Origin of the sequence: Halosimplex litoreum (assembly GCF_016065055.1) — an archaeon.
GTDB classification, from domain to species: domain Archaea; phylum Halobacteriota; class Halobacteria; order Halobacteriales; family Haloarculaceae; genus Halosimplex; species Halosimplex litoreum.
Window position 1 is genome coordinate 1,738,559 of the sequence record NZ_CP065856.1, and the last position, 22,723, is coordinate 1,761,281.

29 protein-coding genes are annotated in these 22,723 nt (G+C 71.0%); 12 read left to right on the top strand and 17 right to left on the bottom strand.

Annotated features, from left to right (window positions below; genetic code table 11):
- The first annotated feature begins 93 nt into the window (after positions 1 to 93).
- Positions 94 to 1,050 carry a mannonate dehydratase gene (locus I7X12_RS08645; protein WP_198063422.1) on the top strand — a complete coding sequence of 319 codons (957 nt, stop codon included), beginning with the start codon at positions 94 to 96 and terminating at the stop codon, positions 1,048 to 1,050.
- Positions 1,051 to 1,076: 26 nt separating this feature from the next.
- Here the strand turns inward: I7X12_RS08645 and I7X12_RS08650 are convergent, their stop codons facing one another.
- From I7X12_RS08650 to I7X12_RS08665, 4 genes are all read right to left on the bottom strand, one after another.
- Positions 1,077 to 1,553 carry a type II toxin-antitoxin system VapC family toxin gene (locus I7X12_RS08650; RefSeq protein ID WP_198063423.1) on the bottom strand — a complete coding sequence of 159 codons (477 nt, stop codon included), beginning with the start codon at positions 1,551 to 1,553 and terminating at the stop codon, positions 1,077 to 1,079.
- Positions 1,550 to 1,849 (bottom strand): AbrB/MazE/SpoVT family DNA-binding domain-containing protein, encoded by a 300-nt coding sequence (locus I7X12_RS08655; RefSeq protein WP_198063424.1) that lies wholly within the window; start codon positions 1,847 to 1,849, stop codon positions 1,550 to 1,552. Before I7X12_RS08655 ends, I7X12_RS08650 begins: the two co-directional genes overlap by 4 nt.
- Before the next feature lie 85 nt (positions 1,850 to 1,934).
- The gene (locus I7X12_RS08660) at positions 1,935 to 2,351 is read right to left on the bottom strand and encodes a hypothetical protein (RefSeq protein ID WP_198063425.1); all 417 of its coding nucleotides are present in this window, start codon (positions 2,349 to 2,351) and stop codon (positions 1,935 to 1,937) included.
- 76 nt (positions 2,352 to 2,427) lie between these two features.
- Complete coding sequence (locus I7X12_RS08665; protein ID WP_198063426.1) at positions 2,428 to 3,615, bottom strand: mandelate racemase/muconate lactonizing enzyme family protein; 1,188 nt, start codon at positions 3,613 to 3,615, stop codon at positions 2,428 to 2,430.
- Positions 3,616 to 4,124: 509 nt separating this feature from the next.
- Here I7X12_RS08665 and I7X12_RS08670 point away from each other — a divergent pair.
- From I7X12_RS08670 to I7X12_RS08680, 3 genes are read left to right on the top strand one after another with little or no spacing between them, the layout of a single operon-like run.
- Positions 4,125 to 4,304 carry a DUF5786 family protein gene (locus tag I7X12_RS08670; RefSeq protein ID WP_006882236.1) on the top strand — a complete coding sequence of 60 codons (180 nt, stop codon included), beginning with the start codon at positions 4,125 to 4,127 and terminating at the stop codon, positions 4,302 to 4,304.
- Positions 4,301 to 4,915 (top strand): endonuclease dU, encoded by a 615-nt coding sequence (locus I7X12_RS08675; protein WP_198063427.1) that lies wholly within the window; start codon positions 4,301 to 4,303, stop codon positions 4,913 to 4,915. The genes I7X12_RS08670 and I7X12_RS08675 overlap by 4 nt, the downstream gene beginning before the upstream one ends.
- A gap of 55 nt (positions 4,916 to 4,970) precedes the next feature.
- Positions 4,971 to 5,564 (top strand): uracil-DNA glycosylase, encoded by a 594-nt coding sequence (locus I7X12_RS08680; protein WP_198063428.1) that lies wholly within the window; start codon positions 4,971 to 4,973, stop codon positions 5,562 to 5,564.
- A 12-nt stretch (positions 5,565 to 5,576) separates the two neighbouring features.
- Here the strand turns inward: I7X12_RS08680 and I7X12_RS08685 are convergent, their stop codons facing one another.
- A complete protein-coding gene (locus I7X12_RS08685) occupies positions 5,577 to 6,611 on the bottom strand; it encodes a PhnD/SsuA/transferrin family substrate-binding protein (RefSeq protein ID WP_198063429.1) in 1,035 nt (344 codons plus the stop codon).
- A 145-nt stretch (positions 6,612 to 6,756) separates the two neighbouring features.
- Here I7X12_RS08685 and hisH point away from each other — a divergent pair, with 145 nt between their 5' ends.
- The 3 genes from hisH to I7X12_RS08700 all read left to right on the top strand — a co-directional run bounded on the left by hisH (position 6,757) and on the right by I7X12_RS08700 (position 8,485).
- Positions 6,757 to 7,407, top strand: coding sequence for an imidazole glycerol phosphate synthase subunit HisH (hisH, locus tag I7X12_RS08690; RefSeq protein ID WP_198063430.1), 651 nt, complete (start codon positions 6,757 to 6,759; stop codon positions 7,405 to 7,407).
- An 88-nt stretch (positions 7,408 to 7,495) separates the two neighbouring features.
- Positions 7,496 to 8,005 carry a hypothetical protein gene (locus tag I7X12_RS08695; RefSeq protein ID WP_198063431.1) on the top strand — a complete coding sequence of 170 codons (510 nt, stop codon included), beginning with the start codon at positions 7,496 to 7,498 and terminating at the stop codon, positions 8,003 to 8,005.
- An 87-nt stretch (positions 8,006 to 8,092) separates the two neighbouring features.
- Entirely contained in the window at positions 8,093 to 8,485 is a 393-nt protein-coding gene (locus I7X12_RS08700; RefSeq protein WP_198063432.1) for a hypothetical protein, read from the top strand.
- On the opposite strand, the gene I7X12_RS08705 is transcribed toward I7X12_RS08700, so the two are convergent.
- The 5 genes from I7X12_RS08705 to I7X12_RS08725 form a co-directional block, all read right to left on the bottom strand.
- Complete coding sequence (locus tag I7X12_RS08705) at positions 8,470 to 10,215, bottom strand: histidine kinase N-terminal 7TM domain-containing protein (protein WP_198063433.1); 1,746 nt, start codon at positions 10,213 to 10,215, stop codon at positions 8,470 to 8,472. The genes I7X12_RS08700 and I7X12_RS08705 overlap by 16 nt on opposite strands.
- Positions 10,216 to 10,290: 75 nt before the next feature.
- Complete coding sequence (locus tag I7X12_RS08710) at positions 10,291 to 10,698, bottom strand: pyridoxamine 5'-phosphate oxidase family protein (protein WP_198063434.1); 408 nt, start codon at positions 10,696 to 10,698, stop codon at positions 10,291 to 10,293.
- Between the two features lie 41 nt (positions 10,699 to 10,739).
- Entirely contained in the window at positions 10,740 to 11,351 is a 612-nt protein-coding gene (locus I7X12_RS08715) for a zinc metalloprotease (RefSeq protein WP_198063827.1), read from the bottom strand.
- Between the two features lie 77 nt (positions 11,352 to 11,428).
- A complete protein-coding gene (locus I7X12_RS08720) occupies positions 11,429 to 13,228 on the bottom strand; it encodes a TraB/GumN family protein (RefSeq protein WP_198063435.1) in 1,800 nt (599 codons plus the stop codon).
- 98 nt (positions 13,229 to 13,326) lie between these two features.
- Positions 13,327 to 14,070: a DNA polymerase sliding clamp gene (locus I7X12_RS08725; protein ID WP_198063436.1), complete on the bottom strand. Its 744-nt coding sequence runs from the start codon at positions 14,068 to 14,070 to the stop codon at positions 13,327 to 13,329.
- A 312-nt stretch (positions 14,071 to 14,382) separates the two neighbouring features.
- On the opposite strand from I7X12_RS08725, the gene I7X12_RS08730 reads away from it, so the two are divergent.
- Complete coding sequence (locus I7X12_RS08730) at positions 14,383 to 15,117, top strand: sporulation protein (protein ID WP_198063437.1); 735 nt, start codon at positions 14,383 to 14,385, stop codon at positions 15,115 to 15,117.
- Between the two features lie 32 nt (positions 15,118 to 15,149).
- On the opposite strand, the gene I7X12_RS08735 is transcribed toward I7X12_RS08730, so the two are convergent.
- From I7X12_RS08735 to I7X12_RS08745, 3 genes are all read right to left on the bottom strand, one after another.
- Positions 15,150 to 15,929, bottom strand: coding sequence for an SDR family oxidoreductase (locus I7X12_RS08735; protein WP_198063438.1), 780 nt, complete (start codon positions 15,927 to 15,929; stop codon positions 15,150 to 15,152).
- On the bottom strand, positions 15,926 to 16,633 hold the full coding sequence (locus tag I7X12_RS08740; protein ID WP_198063439.1) for an NAD-dependent epimerase/dehydratase family protein: 708 nt from the start codon (positions 16,631 to 16,633) through the stop codon (positions 15,926 to 15,928). The genes I7X12_RS08735 and I7X12_RS08740 overlap by 4 nt, the downstream gene beginning before the upstream one ends.
- A 94-nt stretch (positions 16,634 to 16,727) precedes the next feature.
- Positions 16,728 to 17,495: a hypothetical protein gene (locus I7X12_RS08745; protein ID WP_198063440.1), complete on the bottom strand. Its 768-nt coding sequence runs from the start codon at positions 17,493 to 17,495 to the stop codon at positions 16,728 to 16,730.
- A 110-nt stretch (positions 17,496 to 17,605) separates the two neighbouring features.
- Between I7X12_RS08745 and I7X12_RS08750 the strand changes: the two genes are divergently transcribed.
- Together I7X12_RS08750 and I7X12_RS08755 are read left to right on the top strand one after the other, a co-directional pair.
- Positions 17,606 to 17,986, top strand: a complete 381-nt coding sequence (locus I7X12_RS08750; protein ID WP_232343127.1) for a hypothetical protein — start codon at positions 17,606 to 17,608, stop codon at positions 17,984 to 17,986.
- A gap of 56 nt (positions 17,987 to 18,042) precedes the next feature.
- Positions 18,043 to 18,504 carry a hypothetical protein gene (locus I7X12_RS08755; RefSeq protein ID WP_198063441.1) on the top strand — a complete coding sequence of 154 codons (462 nt, stop codon included), beginning with the start codon at positions 18,043 to 18,045 and terminating at the stop codon, positions 18,502 to 18,504.
- A gap of 32 nt (positions 18,505 to 18,536) precedes the next feature.
- On the opposite strand, the gene I7X12_RS08760 is transcribed toward I7X12_RS08755, so the two are convergent.
- The 3 genes from I7X12_RS08760 to I7X12_RS20680 are packed head-to-tail and all read right to left on the bottom strand — an operon-like array spanning position 18,537 to position 20,115.
- Positions 18,537 to 19,136 carry an SGNH/GDSL hydrolase family protein gene (locus I7X12_RS08760; RefSeq protein WP_198063442.1) on the bottom strand — a complete coding sequence of 200 codons (600 nt, stop codon included), beginning with the start codon at positions 19,134 to 19,136 and terminating at the stop codon, positions 18,537 to 18,539.
- A 26-nt stretch (positions 19,137 to 19,162) separates the two neighbouring features.
- Positions 19,163 to 19,942, bottom strand: coding sequence for an NAD(P)-binding oxidoreductase (locus I7X12_RS08765; RefSeq protein ID WP_198063443.1), 780 nt, complete (start codon positions 19,940 to 19,942; stop codon positions 19,163 to 19,165).
- Positions 19,943 to 19,986: 44 nt separating this feature from the next.
- Positions 19,987 to 20,115 (bottom strand): hypothetical protein, encoded by a 129-nt coding sequence (locus tag I7X12_RS20680; RefSeq protein ID WP_269750356.1) that lies wholly within the window; start codon positions 20,113 to 20,115, stop codon positions 19,987 to 19,989.
- A 14-nt stretch (positions 20,116 to 20,129) separates the two neighbouring features.
- On the opposite strand from I7X12_RS20680, the gene I7X12_RS08770 reads away from it, so the two are divergent.
- Positions 20,130 to 20,780, top strand: a complete 651-nt coding sequence (locus I7X12_RS08770) for a hypothetical protein (RefSeq protein WP_198063444.1) — start codon at positions 20,130 to 20,132, stop codon at positions 20,778 to 20,780.
- 42 nt (positions 20,781 to 20,822) lie between these two features.
- Here the strand turns inward: I7X12_RS08770 and I7X12_RS08775 are convergent, their stop codons facing one another.
- Positions 20,823 to 21,734, bottom strand: coding sequence for an NmrA/HSCARG family protein (locus tag I7X12_RS08775; protein WP_198063445.1), 912 nt, complete (start codon positions 21,732 to 21,734; stop codon positions 20,823 to 20,825).
- Between the two features lie 177 nt (positions 21,735 to 21,911).
- Between I7X12_RS08775 and I7X12_RS08780 the strand changes: the two genes are divergently transcribed.
- Positions 21,912 to 22,697, top strand: coding sequence for a 23S rRNA (uridine(2552)-2'-O)-methyltransferase (locus I7X12_RS08780; RefSeq protein WP_198063829.1), 786 nt, complete (start codon positions 21,912 to 21,914; stop codon positions 22,695 to 22,697).
- Positions 22,698 to 22,723 lie beyond the last annotated feature (26 nt).

The following is a 22,723-nucleotide window of genomic DNA, read 5'->3' on the forward strand; positions in this document are numbered from 1 at the left end:
CGCCCGGAGTCACGCCCCGCAGCCGGAGCACCGAGCCCGGAGCGAACCGCGACCAACCGAACGGTTTTGCTCCGCCGGTCGCAGGCGAAGAGTATGGAGTACACCGTCTTCATGTCGACCGAGCCCACCGAGCGGTGGGACCTGGCGAGACAGATGGGGCTCTCGCGAGCCGTCTCGGGGCTCCCCCGAGACGCCGACGGCGACCCCTGGGAGTTCGAGGCGCTGCTGGAACTGAAAAATCGGTTCGCCGACGCCGGCCTGGACCTGGCCGTGATCGAGGACCGCCCGCCGCTCGACGACGCCATCCTCGGCCGCGAAGGCCGCGACGAGCAGATCGAGACCGTCAAGACGCTGCTGCGGAACATGGGCCGGGTCGGTATCGACGTGTGGTGTTACGTCTGGATGGCCCCGCTGAAAGTACTCCGCACGTCGCGGTCGGTACGCGGTCGCGGCGGCTCGCTCGTCACCCGTTACGACCACGCCCAGATGGACCGCGGTCCCGAGCTTCGGGGCGCCAGCGCCGAGGAGCTGTGGGCCAATCTCGAACAGTTCCTCGACGAGGTCGTCCCCGTCGCCGAGGAGGCCGGGGTCAAACTCGCGCTGCACCCCGACGACCCACCCCATTCCCCGATCCGCGGCGTCGAGCGGATCGTCACCAGTCCGGAGGCCTACCGGCGCGCGATGGATCTGCACGATTCGGAGCACAACGGGATCACGCTCTGCCAGGGCAACTTCGCGGCGATGGGCGCTGACGTGCCGGCGGCGATCCGCGAGTTCGGCGACCGGATCCACTTCGCACACTTCCGGGACGTGGCGGGGACGAGCGACGACTTCACCGAGGTGTGGCACGACGAGGGCCCGACCGACATGGCCGCGGCGATCCGCGCCTACGAGGAGATCGGCTTCGACGGGCCGCTGCGGCCGGACCACTGCCCGACGATGGCCGGCGAGGACAACGCCTCGCCGGGCTACCACGACAAGGGTCGGCTGTTCGCGGTGGGGTATCTGAAGGGTCTGCGCGACCAGTATCGCTCGATGAGCGGCGAGTAGAGGGGCAGGCAGCGACGGCCGTCCTCTCACTCCGGATAGACTGTCAACGACGGGAAATACGTTCCGTAGAATCCGCTGTCGAAACTCACGAGGGCGTCCGCGTCGGCGCTCGCGTGAGCGCCGATCAGGAAGTCCGCGGCGACGTGCTGGCGCGGCGCGAGCGAGCGGCCACAGTCGTCGCACTCGACCGCCCGCTCCGAGCCGCACGCGGGACACTGCAGGCCGTCCGGGCGTCGGTCGACGTATCGAGCGAACGCCTCACCCGCCGCGAACCGCGCCTCGGCCGAGGGTTCCGCGATTCGGATGCTGAAATCGGAGAGGAATCGGTCCAGCGCCGACCGGTCCGCGAACTGCCCGTCCGCGGCCAACTCGGCGGCGACGATGGGAGCGACGACGAGTCGGCTGTCGCGATAGGCGCGCCGGAGAGCCCGCTCACTCTCGTCGGCGTGCTCGTCCTCGTAGAGGAGCGCCAGTAGCGCGTTCGTATCGACCGCGGTCGTCACGGCTCGTCCTCACCGTCCGCTTCGCCCTCGGAGACGCTTTCCGCCGCGTCGCCGACCGTTCTGGGGAACTCGCCGCGAAGGCGAGTCATCCGGTCGGTCATCGTCTCGTCGCTCTCGGCCCGCCCGCGGTAGCGTTCGAACGGGTCCTCGCCCGCCTCGGTCGTCGGCGCCTCCTTGCGGATCACGTAGCCGCCGTCCGCGGGTTCGAACGTGATCTCGTCGCCGGGCTCGATCCCCAACTCCTCGCGGATCTCCTTCGGGATCGTCACCTGCCCCTTGGTCGTGACTCGCGGCATCGCTCTGATATTACGTCAGTCGTAATACCTGAAAAGTATTACCCGTGTCGCTCCGACGGAACAGCCCGCCGAACTGGCCGGACGATCAGTCGTCGGCCGGCTCGACGGCGCCGGACGACCCCTCGCGGGCGGCCTCGCGGTCGCTCCGGTCCAGCGCGTCGAGGCCGCCGAGGAAGTAGCCGACTATGTAGGTGGCGAGGAGGACGACGTGGAGGCCGATCTGGTCGGGCAGGCCGACGGACGCCGAGAAGACGGCCTGGAACGCGACGACGATGACGAAGAACTGCCCGGCCGCGGTCCACTTGCTGTCTTCCCAGCGTCCGGTCGAACTCGTGAACTCGGGGTGGGTCCGAACGGTTCGCGACAGCACGAGCGCGAGGACGAGCACGCTGACCCCCGCGGCTCCGGCGATGCCGGGGTTCGCGTCGAACCACCACAGTCCGCCGCCGGTGGCGACGCCCAGCGCGACCGCGAGCAGTCGATGGAGGGTCGTTCGGTTCATGCGCGGTCGCTACGACCGCCCGGGATAAAAGTCATGCGACTAACTGGACGGGCGCCGTTAGCCCCCGTGACTTCGGCTACGCTTCGTCGAGCAGCGTCTCGCCGTCTTTCATGTGTTCTTCGACGGCGTCGAGGTCGAGGGTGACGCCCAGGCCGGGCTCGTCGGAGACGGGGATCGACCCGCTCTCGATCACGTCCTCCTCGACGAAGGTGTCCCAGTCGGGGTCGTCGCGGCCGTGCCACTCCAGAGCGAGGAAGTTCGAGACGGAGACGCCGACGTGGGCGCCGGCCATCGTCCCCAGCGGCGAGGAGACGTTGTGCAGCGCCAGCGGGATGTAGTAGTCGTCGGCGAGGTTCGCGGCCTTGACCGTCTCGCGCATGCCGCCGAACTTCGGCATGTCCGGCTGGAGCACGTCGACGCCCTGCCGTTCGACCATGTCGCGCACGCCGTGGGTCCGGAAGACGTTCTCGCCGGCGCAGATGGTCGTGTCGGTGGCCTGGGTGACCTCCCGCTGGACTTCGAGGTTCTCCGGGGGGACCACGTCTTCGAGCCACCACACGTCGTAGTCCTCGACGGCGGCGGCCAGCCGCCGGGCGCTGTCGCCGGCGTAGTTCCAGTGACAGTCGAAGGCCACGTCGGCGTCGTGGCCGACGCGTTCGGTGACCGCCTCGACGACACTGGCCTTGTAGTCGATGGCCTCGGCGTTGAGGTGACGGTTGTGTCGGTCCTTCTCGTAGCGCTTGCTCGCGTCGAGGTCGAACTTGATGGCGTCGTGGCCCTCGTCGACGACCAGCTCGGCGGCGTCGGCGTAGCTCTCGGGCGCGTAGATGTCGCGGTCGAACTCGTCGGGCTTTGCGTTCTCGTGGGCGCCGCCCAGGTGCGCGCCGGCGTGACAGTCCACGTAGATCCGCGCCTCGTCACGGTAGGCTCCGCCCAGCAGTCGGTAAGCCGGCTGTTCCTCCAGTTTACCGGCCAGGTCGTGCAGCGCGATGTCGATGCCGGAGATGGCGCTGACGGTCGCGCCCGCCAGCGACCCCGTCGCCGAGTGGATCTCGTAGAGCTTGTGCACCAGCGGCTCGACGTCGCGAGGGTCTTCGCCCACGAGCCACTCCAGGGAGTCCTCGACGATGTCGGCCACGCCCGGCCCCCAGTAGCACTCACCGGTGCCAGTGGCGCCCGCGTCGGTGTAGATCCGGACGAACGTCCACGTCCAGTCCGCGTCGACCTGTGTCGCCTGTACGTCCGTGATCTCCACGTCTGTCATGGCGCCCCCTTTCGAGGCCTCCGTAATCAACGTCGGGGCGTCCCATCAACCGTCTGTCTGGTCGCCGCAGTCGCCCCCGGAGAGTCTTTCCGCCGTCCGCCGCCGCGTCCGACCTGTCCGCTCGACGCCCACCCCGTCCGCCCGCCGCCCGCCCCGCTCGCGACTGGGTCCCTGCTCGCCCGCACCCCCGTCCGAACCACCCCCGACGTGTCTCAGAGAGTACAACACCGATCGATCCGCGGATCGTCGAACGACGAACCCACGGTAACGACCCCCAGACGGTCGAGATCGAGGGTTTTCACGATCACTCAGCCGCGGCCAGTGCCACGATACCTAGTCACACGGGCGTTCAGTTTTTTCTGTGAATTGTTGACTACCGTTCGTGGGAGGGCGTACCGTCCGAGGATCGTTCCGTTTGTCCGGCGTTACTCGATGTTCGATCGGTTAATTGCCGGCTACTTCCCGGTGGGCGTATGATTTTTCACGATCAGTGTATAACGATCACCTGTATGGGGTTCGGGAGCTACGACGAATCAGAACAGGAGAACCAGGAGCTAGACGCCGACCTCGAGGACGACGACGGCGTCAACACAGCGGAGAACACACACGACGGCGACGTCGAGTACGAGTTCGACGCGTCGAACGACGAGCTGCTCGACAGGCTACAGGACATCAAAGAGAACACGTGAAACGCGGGGTTCGCGCCATCGGGGTGGCCGAATCCTACCGCACGGAGCACAGCACGCTGGCGGCGGCCGTCGTCCGCGCGAGTCGCGTCGTGGACGGGCTCGCGTTCGACACCTGCACGGTCGGCGGCACCGACGCCACCGAGACGGTCGTCTCGCTGGTCGACCGACTCGGCCGCGAGGACGCGCGATACCTGCTGCTGGCGGGCATCGCGCCCGCGTGGTTCAATTTCTTCGACCTGCCGACCGTCCGCGAGCGCGTCGACCGCCCCGTCCTCGCCGTCGCCTTCGAGGACAGCGACGGGCTCGAACCCGCGCTCCGGGAGGCCTTCGAGGGCGAGGCGCTCGACGAGCGACTGGCCGTCTACCGCCGCCAGCCCGAGCGCCACCCGGTCGACCTCGACGACGACACCGTCTACGTCCGCGCCGCGGGCCTCGGCCCCGACGAGGCCGCCGAGGTGGTTCGGGCGTTCACCCCCGAAGGCGGCCGACCAGAGCCGCTGCGGGTCGCTCGACTGGCCGCCCGCGCGGCCGACGAGCGGTTCGTCGGCGGCGACGGGAACCTCGACGACGGCGAGCGCGACGGCGACGACGGTGACGACGGCGGTCGGTGACCTGCCGGTCGGCGAGACCGACCCGATTATGGTCGTGCCGGTCGACCCGTGAGTCATGACCGAGGCCGAGATGGACGGACTCGACGTGGTCGCCTGCGAGCGCTGCCCCGACCTGGTCGAGTGTCGCAGCCGCATCGTCAACGGCGTGGGCCCGGCCGACGCGGATCTCCTGTTCGTCGGCGAGGCGCCCGGCCAGCACGAGGACGAGGGCGGCGAACCGTTCGTCGGCCGCTCCGGCGACGTGCTCGACGACGGCCTCCGCGACGCCGGACTCGACCGCGGCGACGTGCGCATCACCAACTGCGTCCGCTGTCGCCCGCCCGACAACCGCGACCCGACCGATTCGGAACTCGCGAACTGCCGCGGGTATCTGGAGACGGAGATCGACCGCGTCGACCCCGAGGTGGTCGTCACGCTGGGGAAGGTGCCCGCCGAACACCTGCTCGAACGGGACGTGGCCGTCACCGGCGAGGCCGGCGACGTGGTCGAGGCCGCGATCGGCGACGAGCGCCGGCGCGTGCTGGTCTGTGTCCACCCCGCAGCGACGCTGTACGACCCCTCACAGCGCGAGACGTTCGCCTCCACGCTGGAGCGGGCGGCGGAGTTCACCGACGAGTCGAGCGGCCAGTCCCGTCTCGGCGACTTCTGAGTGGCCGCCGCGCTATCCGAAGATCGCCGGCCCGACGTCGAGCTGGTCGACTACGTCCACCACCGGCTGGTAGGCGTCCACGCCGGCCTCGCGGACGGCGTCGAACCACAGGTCGTCGTCGGTGCCGTCACGACCGTCGGCGCCGTAGTAGATCCGGTCGGGCGCGTTCAGGAACGACCGCCGGAGCGCGTCCTTCGCGCCGTCGCTCAGTCCCGCCGCGACGACGAGGGGTGCGTGCGGGATCCCGGTGTCCTCGTGCAGCGTCCGGGCGGTCGCCTCGAACGCCGTCGGTGTCGGGCCGGTTCCGGTGTCGCGGACGAACCCCCCCATCGCCGCCGCGTCGACCTCCCTCGCCTCCAGTAGCGCGTACGACTGGACGTGTCCCCCGGCAAATCGCGTGTCGAACGCCGCCGTCGACCCGTCGCCCGCCGGGAGGTCGCCCACGTCCAGCCCGCCCGTCGTCGCCATGGCGGCGAGCGGATACAGACAGCCGCTCGTCGACAGGCGGTTCGAGAACGCGACCGTCTTCCCCGCCAACTCCGAGAGGCGCTCGACGTCGCTGTCGGTCGGCACCGCGACGATGCTCTCGTAGGTCCAGCTCCCGTAGCCCCTGCGCTGGAGGAGCACCTCGGCGTCGCCGGCGGCGACCCCGAGTGCCGCCGCGAACGCGCCCGTCTCGGCGATATCGGCCGTCCCGTCGCCCAGCGCCTCGATCACGGCGCCGTAGTCGCTCCCGATGTTCATATCGACGCTCGTCCCTTCGGGGACCGGGTACTCCGCTTCGAGGTTCGTCCCCAGGTAGTCCCGGACCGGCCCGTACTGCACGTAGAAGTTCCGCTGGGGGACGCTCGGCGACAGCCACAGGTCGACCTCGCGGTCGCCGCCGAACGCGAGCGCGTCCGCGTCCGTAGTCCCGGTCCCGGCCCGGGTCGTCGCCACGTCGCGACCGGGTGTCCCGGTCGTGGACCCGGCGTCGAGACACCCGCCGACGGCGCTCGCGCCCACGAGCGCGCTCGCACTCGCGAGAAACGTTCGTCTGTCGAACACATCCCGACTACCGAACGAGACGCGATTAAGTGTTCCCACTGCGCCCGTCGCCGCCCGAGCGGCGGGGCGCCGACGGCCGCCGTGGTCGCACTCGAAGCTTGCGCGGACGGAAAGCGACTTGACCGGGGTCGCCGTATCGGCGGGTATGAACACGCGAGCGACTGCGGCCGAGGTCGTCGTGGTCGACTACGGGCTGGGGAACCTCCGCAGCGTCACGCGCGGGCTCGAACGCGCGGGCGCCGCGGTCGAGCTCAGCGACGACCCCGGCGACTTCGCCGGCGCCGACGGGATCGTCCTCCCGGGCGTCGGCGCCTTCTCCGAGGGCATGGACAACGCCGGCCCCTTCCGCGACGCCCTGGTCGAACAGGCCGAGGCCGGAACCCCCCTGTTCGGCATCTGTCTCGGCATGCAGATGCTGCTCACCACCAGCGAGGAGGCCGAACGCGAGGGCCAGGGCGACGTCGAGGGGCTGGACCTCGTCCCGGGCCGCAACGTCCGCTTTCGGGGCGACCTGAAGGTGCCCCACATGGGCTGGAACGAACTCGACGTGACTCGCGAGCACCCGATCGTCGAAGGGGTAAACGGCGACCACGCCTACTTCGTCCACTCCTACTACGCCGAGCCCGACGACGACGCGGCGGTAGTCGCCACCACCGACTACGGGACCGACTTCGCCTCGATCGTCGCGAACGAACGGGGCACCGTCTTCGGCACCCAGTTCCACCCCGAGAAATCGGGCGAGACCGGGCTGGCCATCCTGCGCAACTTCGTCGACATCTGCGTCGACGGGCTCTGAACCGCTCGCGACTCGACGGCATCGAGCCGCCAGCAGAGCCCCGATCGTGCCGGTGGCTACTTACTGCCGGCGGCCGTCGTCGCCGGCTATGCTCGCAGCGCTCGCGGCGGTCGCCGACGCGTTGGTGCAGGTGAACGTCGACATCGATCTGAACCCCCTCGCCAACGTCGTCCGCGGCGCCCTCGGCTCGTTCCTGACGACGCTGGTCGTCGGCGCCATCCTCACCGCCGTCGCGCCGGAGTTCCTCGAAGACCGGATGGCCGCGGTCGTCGACGACCCCGTCGGCTCGTTCGTCTACGGCTTTCTCGTGCTGATCGCCCTCGCGCTCGTCACCGTCGTCCTCGTGATCACCGTCCTCGGCATCCTCGTCGCGATCCCGCTGGTCCTCCTGGCCTACGTCGTCTGGGCCGTCGGCGCGACCGTCGCCTTCCTCGCTATCGCCGACCGGCTCGTCGACCGCGAAGGCGACGACTGGACCGCCTCGCTCTTCGTCGCCGCCGCGCTCAACGGCGGGCTCGTCCTCACCGGCGTCGGCGGAATTCTCTCGTTCTGTATCGGCGCCGCCGGCTTCGGCGCCGTCCTCGAAGACCGTCTCTGAGTCGTTTCGGCGCGGTATTCGACGGTTTCGCCGACACCTAACGAGTAAGGCATTCCTACCATTGAGAATCGGACGGTACGTACTGGTATGTACGAGATAGAAGCAGACCCGCGGACGAACCGACTGTCCCTGAGTTTCAGCGGCCGGATGGACCGGGCGGAGATGGAGACCGCCGCCGACGAGACGGTCGAAGCTGCCGAGGGGCTGCGCGACGGGTTCGACATCGTCAACGACCTCTCCGGGTTCACCCCGCCGTCGCCCGAGGCCGCCAAACCGATCAAGCGTGCCCAGGCCGAACTGAAGGAGATGGGCGTCGACCGCGTCGTCCGCGTCACCGACGAGGAGACGAGCCAGGTCGTCGTCAACGCCTTCGAGCGCCGTTCCCGCGACGTGGGTTACAGCGGCGAGACCGCCGACTCCGTCGTCGAGGCCGAGCGCAAGCTCGAGGAGAAAGACGTCGCGGGCTACGCGAGCGCCTGACCGCGGTCGTCGCTCGAGGACTCGCCGGTCGGGCCCGCCTCCTCGGCGTCCGGCACGGTGACCGTCGCCCGCGTCCCGTCGCGGGTGTCGAACGAGAGGTCGCCGCCCAGCGCCGTCGCGCCCCAGTCGGCCAGCCACAGTCCCAGTCCCGACCCGTGTTCGAGCGCCGACTCCGCCCCCGCCGTCAGCACGTCGAGCTCGTGGTCGGGCACCCCCGGGCCGTCGTCGGCGACGGTGACCGCCACCGCGTCCCCACGGCGCTCGGCCGACAGCACCACCGTCGGCGCCTCGCCGGCGTGTTCCAGCGCGTTCTCCAGCAGCGTCCCGACGACGACCTGCAGGACCGCCGGGTCCGCGGTGACGGTCACGTCCGCCGCTTCGACGGTCACGGTCGCCCCGTCCCCGTCGGCCGCGGTGGCGCCATCGTCGGCCCCGGCGCCGACTCGCTCCGCCCGCACCGCCTCCAGTAGCTCGGCCACGTCCACCCGTTCGGCGCGCGGATCGCTGTCGAGGACGCGCTCGACGGTCCGGGCCTTCTCCCCGAGCGCGACCAGTTCCGTCGCCTTCGAATCGGCGCGGTCGAGCATGCCGCGGATCTCGGGGTCGTCGACCTCCCTCGCGGCGGCCTCGGTGAACCCCTGGACGACGGTCATGTCGTTGCGGAGGTTGTGCCGCAGGACCCGGTTGAGCACGCCGAGGCGCTGCTCGCGCCGGCGCTCCTCGGTCACGTCCTGGAAGACGACGGTGTAACCGACGTGGGTCCCGCCGGCGTCGGACAGCGGCGTCGTCGTCACCGTGAAGACCCGCCGCCGCCCGCCCGACTGCACCGCCACGGTCTCGGTCTCGGTCGGATCGCCGCAGTCCTCGCCGAGCAGCGCCGACAGCGGCCGCGTCAGCGCCGCCGTCTTCTCGACGCCGAACACCCGTTCCGCGGCACCGTTGAGCGTGACGACCCGGCGCTGTTCGTCGACGATGACCACCGGCGCGCCCAGGTCGTCGATCGCCGCCCGTTCGCCCACTCGCCGGGTCGCCGGGTGGAACTCGAACATGTCGCTGCCGACGAACGCGTAGGCGTCGAGCGCGACGTGCGGGAGGAAGGCGACGGTCACGAGGTTGACCGCCGTCACCGACCCGACGCCGTAGAGCCAGGCCAGCACCGCCGCGACCGGCGGGAACGTCGACAGCCCCACCGCGACCGCCTCCCGCCGGTACAGCGGCCCGTAGCTGACGACCGTGTCGAACAGCAGGAGGCTCCCGACGGTGATCAGCAGGACCCCGGCCGTCGCAGCGAGCAGCGCCCACAGCCGCATGTCGTAGGTCGCGCCCGCGACACCCAGCACCCGAACCACCTCGAAGTCCGCCCATGCGAGGCCGTGGACCGGGTTCGTCGCCCCGATCAGCCCGACGAGTATCGGGAACCCGGCGAACCCTTGCCACGCCCGGTCGACGACGCCACCGCGTCCCGTGTACGCCAGCGCGAACGCCAGGAAGTAGACGCCGGTGCCCGCCATCGCCGCCCACGAGACCACCTCCAGCGCCCACCGCACCGGCTCGGCGACGGTCACCAGTGCGACCCCGTACGCCAGGCTCCAGGTCGCCTGCGCGCCCAGACTCGCCAGGAACCAGTCCGCGCCCGGCTTGCCGCGGTAGCGCCACAGATAGCGGATCAACAGGAGTGTCCCCGCCGCCGCCACGAACGAGGCCGCCACCGGCCACGGGGGGAGTGCCATAGGTACTACAGCGAGTACAGTTACTTCGGGATTTGGGTCCGAACCGGCTCGTCCCCCGGCGGGGGAAGCGACGGGTCAGTAGGTCCGGTGCGACGCCGACCCGACGGCGACCCGGACGAGAGTGTTGTCCGACCAGTCGTCGGGGTCGGCGCCGTAGCGCTCGTTGATCCGCCGGTTGGCCCGCTCGGTCTCGGCGTCGTCCGCGACGACCGTCGCCGTGCCGCGGACGGTGACCGTCCACTCGGGGTGGCCGGCGTCGCTCTCCTGGATCGAGAGCGCGACGCGGGGGTTCTCGCGGACGTTCGCGAGCTTCCGGCCGGTCGTCATCACCTCGATCACCGGCCGGTCGTCGCCCTCGGCCGGTTCGTAGCGGAACCAGACCGGCGCGGCGTGGGGCCGGTCGTCGACGCAGGTCGCGAGGTGCGCCGCGACGGGGTCGCCGGTCAACAGCGCTTCGACCTCGGCGGGAACTGGCTGGGTCACGGCGGCGCTTGGGGCGCCAGCGAGAAGTGCGTTGTTCGCTCTCAGAGCCCGAGGCCGACCAGCGCGTACAGCGCGAGCGCGAGCATGGGGACGGCGGCGGCGACGTAGACGGGCTTGCTCCAGCCCAGGACCTTGCGGCCGTCCAGCGGGCCGTAGGGGATCATGTTGAACCCCGCCAGCAGGAGGTTGATGCTGAGGCCGCGCTGGCCGACGAGGCCGAGCAGGCCGGGGCCGAACAGGAACAGCGGCAGGAAGACGGCAGCGAGGCCGACGTTCGTGACCGGGCCGGCCAGCGCGATAAGGCCGTTCTCGCGGGCGGTGATGCGGCCGCGGTGGACGACGGCACCGGGCGCGGCGAACAGGAAGCCCGCCAGCGCCGACATCACCGCGAGAAAGAGCATGCCGTAGTCGGCCCGGAACGCGGCGACCTGGCCGAAGCGGACGGCGACGACCTTGTGCGCGAGTTCGTGCAGGAGGAAGGCGACACCGACGCTCGCCAACGAGACGGCCAGCGCGATCGCGATCGTCGACGGCGCGACCGTCCCTCGTGTGACCGCTTCGACCAGCGACCGATCGATGAACAGCATGAACGCGACGCCCAGCGCGAGCCACGCGATCCCCAGGTCCCGGAGTTCGCGCCGGCTGAAACTGATCCCGTGCCAGCCGCGGTCGCCACCCGGCGCTCGCCGACCGCCGCGAGGGGACCGACCGGCCGCCCCGCCGCGTCGGCTCACGAGACGACACCCCAGACGATCCCCCAGCCGTTGCGTGCGCCGTCGAGCAACAGCCCAGGGATGGCGTCGACGCCGCCGATCGGCGCCGACAGCATCGGCAGGATCAGCGGGAAGACGACGAGGCTCGCGATCATGCTCCCGACGTTGGTGAGCCCGGCGACCAGGATCAGTCGGAACAGCGGGACCTGTCGCATCCGCGCGAAGATCTCGCTCACCGGCGCCGTCTCGTCGTCCATGATCTCGTTGAGCCGCCCGATGTCGGAGACGTTCACGTCGACGTAGCGCAACTCGACGTAGCCGGCGAACCAGCCGGGCGCCAACAGCGGGTTGACGCTGGTGAGCCAGGCGACGCCGCCGCCGACGACCGCGCTGGGCCAGGTCGCGCCCGCGAGCTTCGCCAGCCCGCCCGCCAACAGTGCGTTGACGACGAACCACGCGACGAACAACTCGACCAGCCACGCGTTGCTCGCCCCGCCGAGCGCCAGCAGGACGAAAAAGACGAGGAAGCCGACGGTGAGCAGGTAGCCGACCGCCTTGTAGAGATACCCGGTGAGACTCGTCCCGGAGGCCTCGCCGACCAGCGACTCCATCGGCGGCAGGCTCTGCGGGTCCGCGAGGTAGCCCTCGATACCCTCGCGGTGGCCGGCGCCGACGACCGCGACGACGCTGTAGCCCGCCTCCCGCAGCGCGACGAGTCGGTGAGCGATGAAGGCGTCGCGTTCGTCGATGAGCGCCTCGGCGGCGCCGGGGGCGAACCGACGGAACTCCTCCATCATCGCCGTCACCACGTCCGCGTCGGTCAGCTCGTCGATGTCGATCTCCTCTAAGTCCTCCTCCTCCGGCAGGAACGTCGCGAGGACGGCGCCCCCGAGCGCTCCGAGGGCCGCGCCGCTCAGGGCACCGCCGAGGACGCCGGTCCCGGCCTGGAGGACGAACCCGCCCAGCCCGGTCAACCGGTCGCTGGACACCGAGAGCGGGCCGAACGCGAGTCCGCCGCCGGCGGCGACCGCGACGCCCGCCGCCGAGCCCACGATGACGCCGACCGCAGCTCTGACGTACGTGGTGTTCGGGACGGGCAGGGGTTCGAGCCACTCGACGAGCCACGGTTCGAGCAGGCTCCAGAGGACGACGCCACCGATCGCGCCGCCGACGAGGCCGCCCGCGAGTGCGACGGTCCCGGGCCCCAGCGCGGCGACGAAGTCGGCGCTCGCGAACCCGAGGGCGCCCGCGCCGACCATCGCGAGCGAGAAGCCGACGAACAGGCCCAGGGAGAGACCCAGGCCGGCACCGACGGCGATCGGCGACCCGACCGCGAGAGTGAGGTTGCCGAGCATCGAGACCTTGCGCAGCGGGCTGAGTCTGGCCCAGAAGCGCTGGACGGTCAGCTGGATGTCGCGGTCGACGAGGGCGACGCCGAGGCCGTGCTCCTCGGCGGAATCGACGGCGGCCAACATGTCGGCGCCGGGGTCGACGCCGAGCTTCTTGCCCATGCGGGTCTGAACGTACGAGAGCATCCAGTAGGCGAGAAACTGGAAGACGGTGTTGCCCCGGAGCATGTCGCCGGGGTCGATGTCGTCCGGGGTCTCGCCTTTGAGCTGGCGAAAGCGCCCCTCGTCGAGTTCGACGGCGACCACGTCGGGTCGCCGCTCGGCGATGGTCTCCTCGACCTCTTCGACGCTCTGCTCGGAGACGTGTGCGGTGCCGAGAACGTGAACCTCTCCCTCGCCGCGCTCGCGGGAGGGCGGGAGCGACAACTCCCCGTCGACCCCGAGGTCGTCGCCGGCGGGCTCGGTCATTCACCCGCGCTACACGGCCGTCCCGTTTACCGTTGTCGGGACGCGCCGCTGGCGGGAGCGGCGACGACCGGCTGAGAAATCGGAGCGCGGACGGTGGTTCAGTCGCTCTGGATGCGCGGTGCGAGCATGAACGTGACCTGACCCTCGCCTTCGGCGATGTCGAAGTGCATCTTGACGGGGAACTCCTCGCCGAGTTCCATCCGCACCTCGGCGTCCTTCGGGATGGCCTTGTTCATGTCTTTCAGGTAGTCCAGCGAGAACAGCGAGTGGGCCGTGCCCGCCGTCAGGTCGATGAGGTCGTCGCGGGTGAGTTCGAGGTGGACGTCGTCGGTGTCGCCCTCCGCGTCGACGTAGAAGTACTCGTCGGCGTCGTCCACGCCCAGGGCGATGTGGTCGCTCACCATGTCCGCGGCGGTGACCGCGCGGTCGATATCCCGCCCCTCGACGACGATCTCGGCCGCGAGGTCCAGGTCCGGCAGGTCGGGCTCCTGGCGGATGGAGTCGGGGTCGATGAGCGCCAGCGTGTACTCCAGGCCGTCGATGGCGATGTGGAGCTTGCGGGTCTCCTCGTCGAGTTCGAGGTGGACCAGCTGGTCGGCGTCGGCCATGCCCGCGATGTCCTCCAGCCGCGAGAGGTTGACGCCGATGACGCCGCCGTCGGTCTCGTAGGACTCGAAGGCCGACGCCGACAGTTCGAGGTCGACCATGCCGACGTTGGCGGGGTCGACCGCCCGGATCTCCAGGCCTTCCTCTTCGAGGTGGATCTTGCACTCGTCCACCAGCACGCTCACGGAGTCCAGTGTCGTCCGGAGCGTGTCCGCGCTCACGATAGCGTTGAACATCTTGCCCGCGGCTACGCCCCCATCCGTTAAAAAGTCCCTTCTTTGCCCGCGAGCCCGCGCGTGGCCGCGTAGCGCGGTTTCGGCGGATCCGAACCGTCCGTCCCGGGCGCCTACGGGCGTACCCACCTGTCCGCGCCGACGCACGTTCCAGCCGATCCCGCATGCCGACACCGCTACCGGCCGGAGCCCCGACGGGGCGAGCGCTGGCACTGCTCGTGTTCCGCGCCCTGCGGACTCGCCCCCCGCCCGACCACCGTTCCGTCTCCAGCGCACGTACATTTATCTGTCGAGCCGCACGAAATATCGGATCGGATGAAGAAGATTCTCGCATCAGTCGGCATCGGGAACGCGACCGTCGACACGGTTCTGGCGAAGGAGTCCGTCCGGCCGGGCGACTCGGTCGACGCCGTCGTGGAAGTCGAGGGCGGCGACGCCGAACAGACCGTCGACCGGATCGAGTTGGAAGTCGAGACCCGCTACCGCGGCGAGGAGGGCTACGAGGAAGCGACCGTCGACCGGCTGCATCTCACCGACGGGTTCACCGTCGAGCCCGACGAGTCGACGAGCTACGAGACGACCATGGATATCCCCTACGCGACGCCGCTGACGATGGGCGACGCCGGCGTCTGGGTCGACACCGACCTGGAGATCGGGATGGCCGTCGACCCCGAGGACGAGGACCGGCTGGACGTCCGGCCCACCGAGCGCATGCAGACGGTCTTCGACGCCGCCGAGGATCTGGGCCTGTCGTTCCGGACCGCCGACTGCGAGGCCGACCCGTACGCCCGCTACACCGACCGTCGCTTCGTCCAGGAGTTCGAGTTCCGCCCCGCGGGCGGCCCCTTCCGCGGCGACCTGGACGAACTCGAACTCGTGTTCGACCCGTCCCCGGAGGCGCTGACCGTCTACGCCGAGGTCGACCGCCGCGCGGGCCTGCTCAGCGAGCTCGCCGACGCCGACGAGCGAAAGACGAGCTTCGCGCTCCCCGAGGTCGACGCCGACGCCGCCCGCTCGCAACTCGAGGGGACGATCGAACGACTGGTGTGAGCGCGGCAGCCACGACTCTCTAGCGGCCCCGCTCAGAACCGCGCGAGGATATCGCGGCGGTTCAGGTCGAGTTCCGTCACGGTCGCCGGCGACTCCTGCCGGGCGGCGAAGGCGACGGCGTCGGCCACGTCGGTCGCGTCGAGTTCGGTCTCGGGGTCCAGTCGGTCGGCGTTGGTCGCGTCGCGGAATTCGCTTCCGAACCCCGTCGGCACGCCCGAGGGGTTGACGACCGTGACGCCGACGCCCTCGGGGCCGACCCGGGCCGCCACGCTCGCCGCGAAGCCGCGCAACCACCACTTCGAGGCGGCGTACACCGGCGTCGACGCGCTCGGGTACTTGCCCTTGAAACTCCCGACGAACACCAGCGACCCCTCGGTCGCCCGCAACGCCGGCAACGCCGCCCGTGCGGTGTGGAACGTACCGTCGACGTTGGTTCTGGTCACGCGCCGAAACTGCTCGACCGGGAGCGAGTCGAGAGACCGGTCGCGCTCCTCGCCGACGCCCGCCGCGACCACGACCACGTCGAGGCGGCCGAACCGCTCGGTCGTCGCGGCGACCAGCGCCTCGACGGCTCCGTCGTCGGTCACGTCGGTCGGGACCGCCAGCGCCGCGGCGTCGCGCTCGCGACAGGACTCGGCGACCGCGGTCAGCGGCTCCTCGCTCCGGGCCGCCAGCACTACCGACGCGCCGTCCGCGGCCAGCCGCCGAGCGGTCGCCGCGCCGATCCCGCCGCTGGCGCCGGTGACCAGCGCGACCCGTCCGGCGAACGCGCCGTCGTCGGGCTCACCGCCGCCGACGGGCTCGCCACTCACCCTCGCCTCCCCTCGGCGGCCGGCCCGGTCTCCGGGGACTGCGCCGCGGCCCCGACCCACTCCGGCCCCGTCACGACGCCCGTCGGCGGGTCTCCCGTCGCGGCGAGGCGGTAGGTCACGTCGGCGGCCCGGTCGACCGAGAGCGGCCGGTCGGCGCCCAGCAGCCGCGCGACCGGCTCGAACCGGCCCATCGCGGCGAACAGATGATTCGCGATCGCCGGGAAGTGGGGCTGGTCCGGGCCGTAGACCGGGCCGAACCGCGGGACCACGACCGTCGGGTCGAGGTCGGCGATAGCGGCCTCGGCGCGCCGTCTAGCGGTGATGTAGGCCTCGTCGACGAACGGCGGTTTCGCCGACGAGGAGACGTAGACGACGCGGTCGACGCCCGCGCGCTCGGCCTCCAGCGCCGCGACTATCGCCGAGTCGCCGTTGATCCGCTCGAAGGTCACGCCCGCGGCAGGGTCCTCGTCGATGGTGCCCACGGAGTGGACCAGCCGGTCGACCGACGCCAGGCGGTCGCGCCACTCGTGGGGCGCGAACACGTCCGCGGCGACCCACTCGACGGCGTCGGCCCACGGTCCCCGTCGTTCCGGAGCGGGTGGTCCGCTCCGAGCGACGCTCGTCACGCCGTGGCCGTCGGCGACCGCTCGTTCGCAGACCCGTCGGCCGATGAACCCGTTGCCGCCGGTGACCAGTAGGTGCATGGGGAATCACAGGTCCCCAGAGTGAAAAACGCCACTCGCTGCCCACCGGCGTGTCGTCGCTCGCCCTCCGCGACCGACGGGCGTCGGTCCCCGCTCAGACTCGCTCGACCGGCGTCGAACACCGCAGACAGAGGATATCGTCGCCGGCCCAGTTGACGTCCGACGAACCGCAGGCCGGACACTCGTGGTTAGCGTTGCCGTACTCGGTGGTCCCCCGCGGGGCGGCGAGGTGGCCGTCCGCGACCGCTCGCTCGACGAGCCCGGCGAACCGCTGGCGTTTGTACTCGGCCCGGTGGGCGAGGAAGTCGCCGGCCGCGCTCGGGTCGGCGCCGTGCAGGTCCTCCCAGTCGACGGCGATCTCGCCGTTCGCCCCGCCGCGAGCGACCTGTTTGATCGGTTCCGCCGCCGCCTGGAACAGCGGCGTGGTCCCCCAGTACTGCGGGTCGTCGACGGCGTCGTCGGCCTCGCGGTAGGCCGCCGCGGCCTCGTCGTAGGCCTCGGCTGCACCGTCGAGGCCGCCGACGACTCGGTAGTCGGCGACGAACTCCAGCAGGCAGGCCCGCTGTGGCTGGTGGTCGAGCGCGTTCCGCAGGTCGCGGGCGACGGCGACGCCCTCGACCGCGCGATGGGTGGCCCGGTCCGGGTGGTCGGCGACCCGGTAGGCCACCGCGGCGACGGCGTGATACTGGAGTCCCTGACCGACCCACCCCTTCTCGTCGGCCGCGAACGGATCGAGATCGGGCCGCGGGTCGGCGAGTACTCGCCGGCCCGCTCTGGTGTACTCGTCGCCCGCTCGCTCGTACTCGCGGGCCGCGAGCGCCGCGACCGCCTCGTCGACGTGGCCGCCGTCCTGTGTCGGCATACCCTCGCCAGGGACGCGACCGACTCCAACCTTCGTATTCCGCCCGCCGCTCCATCCCGTCGATCCGGCGTCGCCACCCCGTTTTTCACGCTGGAGGCCCTGTCTCCGGTATGGAAACGGTCCCGGACCGCTCGCGTACGTTCCTGACCGCCAGCGCGGTCGTCGTCGTGCTCGGTACCGTCCTCGCGGTCGTGACGCCGCTGGTCGCCGACGCGCCGCGCGCCTTCGTGGGGAGTATCGTCACCAGCGGCCTGCTCGGACTGGTGTTCACCGTCCGCGGGCTCCAGCTGTTCCGCGCGACCGGGCGCGTCCCGCTGCCGGCGACCACGCTGTCGATCGTCTTCGGGATCTGGTTCATGGGCGCGCCGCTGCTGTACGACACGTCGCGCGTCGGCTTCGTCGCGACCGCCGGCACGCAGTTCGCCGGTCTCCTCGTCGCGGCCTTCGGCACCTACCTCTTCGTCCACGGCGTGACCGCCACGACGGAGTAGCGGCCCGACTCGCCAGCCGTCCGTGGCTACTTCCGCGAGCGACCCTGCGATTCGACATGGACCTGGACCGGTTCGCGACGGACACCCCCGACGACGACGCGCCGGCCGACGCCCGGGTCTGCGTCGTCGCGACCCAGCCCGACACCTTCGAGCGGTGTCGCGACGGTGTCTACCCCTCGCCGACCGCCTACGACCGCACCGAGGAGCCGTTCGAATACACGGCCTTCTACCGAACCGCCCCGGTGTCGGCGGTCACCCACTACGCGCCCGTCGAGGCGCGGACGCCCCAGACCCGCGGTGACCCCGGGCCGATGGACGAGAGCGACTGGGCGGCGACTATCGACCCCTTCTCGGACACCGACGAGGTCGTCGTCTTCGAACTCGGCGACCTGGTGCCGCTCGATTCGCCCGTCGAGAACGACCGCAACGGCGTGCGAGGTGCCTGGTACTGCACGGTCGCGGATCTCCGCGCGGCGGCCTCCCTCTCGGCGCTCGCCGGTCGTGCGACGACGACCTGAGCGGGTCACCGCGACGACTGTGCCGTCCCCGTCTACGCCTCGCCGGCCAGCCACACGGCGACACGCGCCGCGACGTGCCCGTGACCGGCCTCGTTCGGGTGGACGCCGTCGGCGGTGCGGGCGCCCCAGTCCGTGACCGGCCGAGCGACCGGGATGTGGGTCCCGACGCACTCGGCGAGCGCGTCGTCGTAGTCCAGCGAGCGGTCGGGCTGTGCGTCGGCGAACGGGACGCCCCGGTCGGGCAGCAGCGGCACGAGGCCGACGAACGCGTGGCGGTCGACGGCCGCGTGGTCGGCGAGCGTCCGGTCGAGGCGCGCCGCTGCCGCACGGAACCGCTCTGTCTCGACCCGGGGCTCGCCGCCACTCAGCTGCGCGTCGTTGTGGCCCGCGTGGACGAGGACGACCGTCTCGCCGGCGGGACCAGTCTCGGGACAGCCCTCGCCGACCGCGTCGTCGACCGCCGTCGTCGCCTCGACCGCCAGGTCGGCCAGCGTCGTCGCCATCCCCCCGCGGACGGCGACCCGCGCGTCGGCGGCCCTCTCGACCAGGTCGGGGAGCCGATGCGGCCACGCCGTCGCGTCGGTCCGCTCGCCGGCCGGCACGCTGTCGCCGAGGACGAGAACGGTCGACACCGGGTCCGTCGCGGTCGCCGCCACCGTTACCCCCTCGACTCCGACCCGTCGCCGACCACGTCGACCGGCACCGCGCTGTCGCCGCCGTCTCCCGCTCCGTGGTCCGCGTCGCCGGGCAACCGCCAGTCCACGTCGACGGCGCGGGCGGGGAACGACGGCGTCGCGACGACCTCGAAGGTCGCGTCGGCCGCCCGCTCGGTGACCGGCGCGGCGACCAGCAGCCGGGCCACGTCGGCCCGCGAGACGCTCCCGTACAGCGTCGCGCCCGGTTCGGCGACGGTCACGTCGTCGGTCCGCGGCCCGTTCGTGAGCACGCCAGGTCGAAAGATCGTGTGGCGAACGGGTGCCGCCCGGAGCGCCGCCTCCGTCTCGGCTTTGGCCCGCTGGATCGGGCCGATCACCGCCTCGAAGGCGGTCGCCAGCGAGCTCGCGGGCTCGTCGCCGACGCCCAGCGCCGACTCCATGACGAACGCGTCCACCTCGGCGGCGACCATCGCGTCGAGCAGGGTCTGTGCACCCTCGCCGTCCACGAACGGCCCCGACGAGAACGCGTCCACGACGTCCGAGCCGACGGTACTCACGACCACGTCGACGTCCGCGAGCGCCTCGTCGAGGTGGCGCGGGTCGAGCAGGTCGTCGACGACCACCTCGTCGGCACCGGCCCGCCGGAGCGTGTCGCGCGTCCCCGGCGAGCGCGTCAGCGCCCGTACGGTCGGCACGCGCGGCCCGAGCAGTCGCAGGACCGCGCGGCCGGTCCCGCCGCTCGCCCCCGCGACGAACACCGTCCCCACCTCGTCCGATTCCATACTCACCACTCGGGGCTCGCGATACATGACTGGCTCGACGGGGGTCACGGGTCGCCGACCGACTGCGCGCGCGTCTCGAACGCGACGGCGAGCGCGCCCGTCGGCGCGCCGCAGGTGTACGCCCGCGCCCACTCGGGAGCGAGCGTCCGACCGATGGGTACAGGCGTGTCCACCCCCTGTCGCCGGCATGGTCGAGCGCTCGGGCCGATTTCGGGTGTATCGCGTCGTCGAGTCGGTCCGGCACGTCAACCTCCAGGCGGTCGACTCGGCGCAACTGTACACCGTCTACGAGTCCGGCTACGCCGACATCCAGCCCGCGGTCGACGACCTGACGACCGGCGACCTCGTCGCGGCCACACTCGCCGGCGACCCGGACGCCGACGAGGAGCCCTGGCGGCTGACCGACGTGGAGCGGGTCGGCGGCGTCGCGATGGACTTCGCCGTCGGCGTCGAGCCGCCGGACGTAGCCCGCGAGGCCTGGACGCCGGGGCTCACCGAGCCCGTGGTCACGGTCCTCGAAGAGGACGGCGAGCCCGTCGGCGCCTGCTGCGTCCAGCCGCGGGACCCCCTGCCCGGCGGCGCGTTCGTCCCGAACGTTCTCACCGGGGTGCTCCCGCTGGAGTCGACGCTGTCGGCCGTTCCGGGGGTGGGCGGACCGGCCACGGAGGTGCTCGTTCTCGACCCCGACCAGCCCGACGCGACGAGCTACTCACTCCCCTACGGCGTCCTCGTCTGTTTCACCGCGGCGGCCGACCGCCTCGTCGCGGAGTTCCGCCACCGATACGACTGTCCGCGACACGAAGACACGCGTCCAGAGTTCGACCCCTACGGGGTCTGATTCGGGCGCATTCGAGTTCGGTTGGCTGTCGAGCCGCCCTCGCTACATCGCCTTGACCCAGCCGGGGACGGTCGCCATGCCGTCCTTGTCGGCCCAGCCGTGCTCGTGGAGGTACCCCTCGAGGTCGTCGAAGGCGAAGCCGAACCGCTCCTCCAGGGCGTCGATGTCGGCGCTGTAGCCGACCTCGTTGAACCACTCGCACATGACGGTGAACTCCTCGCCGAAGCTCTCGTAGGCGTCCTCGATGGGGACGTGGACGGCTTCGACGTCGACGCCCGTCACCTCGGAGAGCACGTCGGCGGTCTCTTCGAGCGTCTTCGAGTCGCCCGCCAGGTCGATCGACTCGCCGACGAACACCTCGGGGTGTTCGAGGGCGACGGCGGCGGCGTGGCCGATGTCGTCGTTGCTCACCATCTGCAGCGAGACGCCCTCGGCGAGCGGGAGCGCGAGCTGGCCGTCGTCGACGATGTCCTCGGCGAACGCCTCGAGGTTCTCGAAGAAGAAGACGGGCTTGAGGATCGTCCAGTCGAGGTCCGTCGCGCGGACGTGCTCGTCGATCTCGCCGGCGGAGTCGAAGTGCGGGACGCCCGTGTCCTCGTCGTGGCTGCCGACGCCGCTGAAGACGAAGTGGTCGACGCCCTCCTCGTCGGCGACCGTCGCGAGGGTCTTGCCCTGCTCGACCTGCTGGTCGTAGCCGACCGCCCAGAAGTTCGTCACCGCGAACACCGCGTCGGCGTCACCGACCGGCCCGCGCAGCGAGTCGGTGTCGTTCAGGTCGCCCTCGACCATCGTCACGCCGCGCTCTTCGAGCGCCGCCGCCGCGTCGCTGCTCGCGTCGCGGGTCAGCCCCCGCACGTCGAAGGCCTCCTCGCTCGCCAGCAGGTGGTCGACGACCGCGCCGCCCTGGTTGCCTGTCGCTCCGGTTACGAGTACGCTGGTGGGTTCGTCGCTCATTGGTTCGTCGTCAGTCGGTACGGCCAGTGGACCCATAAGTCTCAGGCGACGTACACGATACCGGCTGACATCGGTGTCACCGGGAGCCACCGTGACGGTCGCGGACCGGTCGCGTCCGCCGACGGCTTCCTCCGAGCCAGTTATCCGTCTCGGTGGGGTATGCAGGGACAACTGACCATGTCCGGGAAAGACGACTACTACAACAGGGCCAAACAGCAGGGCTATCGCGCCCGCTCGGCGTACAAACTCAAACAGCTGGACGAGACCGCGGGGCTGTTCGGGCCGGGCAACACCGTCGTCGACCTCGGCGCGGCGCCGGGCGGCTGGCTCCAGGTCGCCGCCGAGGAAGTGAGCGACCGGGGGACCGTCGTCGGCGTCGACCGCCAGCGCATCGACCCGCTGGAGGACCACGACAGCGTCGAACTCGTCCGCGGCGACCTCACCGAGGACTCGACCATCGACGAGGTCGTCGAGCGCGTCGGCGCCGACACCGGCGAGCGGCCGGTCGACGTGGTGATCTCGGACATGGCGCCGAACATGACCGGCGACTACGATCTGGACCACGCCCGCTCGGTCCACCTCGCCCGGCAAGCGTTCGAGGTCGCCGACCGCGTCCTCGATTCCGGCGGCGACTTCGCGGTCAAGGTGTTCGACGGCAAGGATCTGGACGACCTGGAGGCCGACATCGCCGAGCAGTTCGAGTACGTCCGCCAGGTCCGCCCCGACGCCTCCCGGGATTCGTCCTCGGAGCTGTACCTGGTCGCAAAGGGCTACCTGACGGCGCCGGTCCGCGAGGGCGACACGGTCGAGGTCGAGATCGTCGACACCGGGAGCGAGGGCGACGGGATCGCCAAAGTAGAGGGGTTCACGCTGTTCGTCTCCGGTGTCACGGAGGGCGACGAGCTGACGGTGCGCGTCGACGACGTGAAGCCGAACTTCGGGTTCGCGCAGCCGGCCGAGTGACCGGGCGACGAATTTTTCGGACGTGA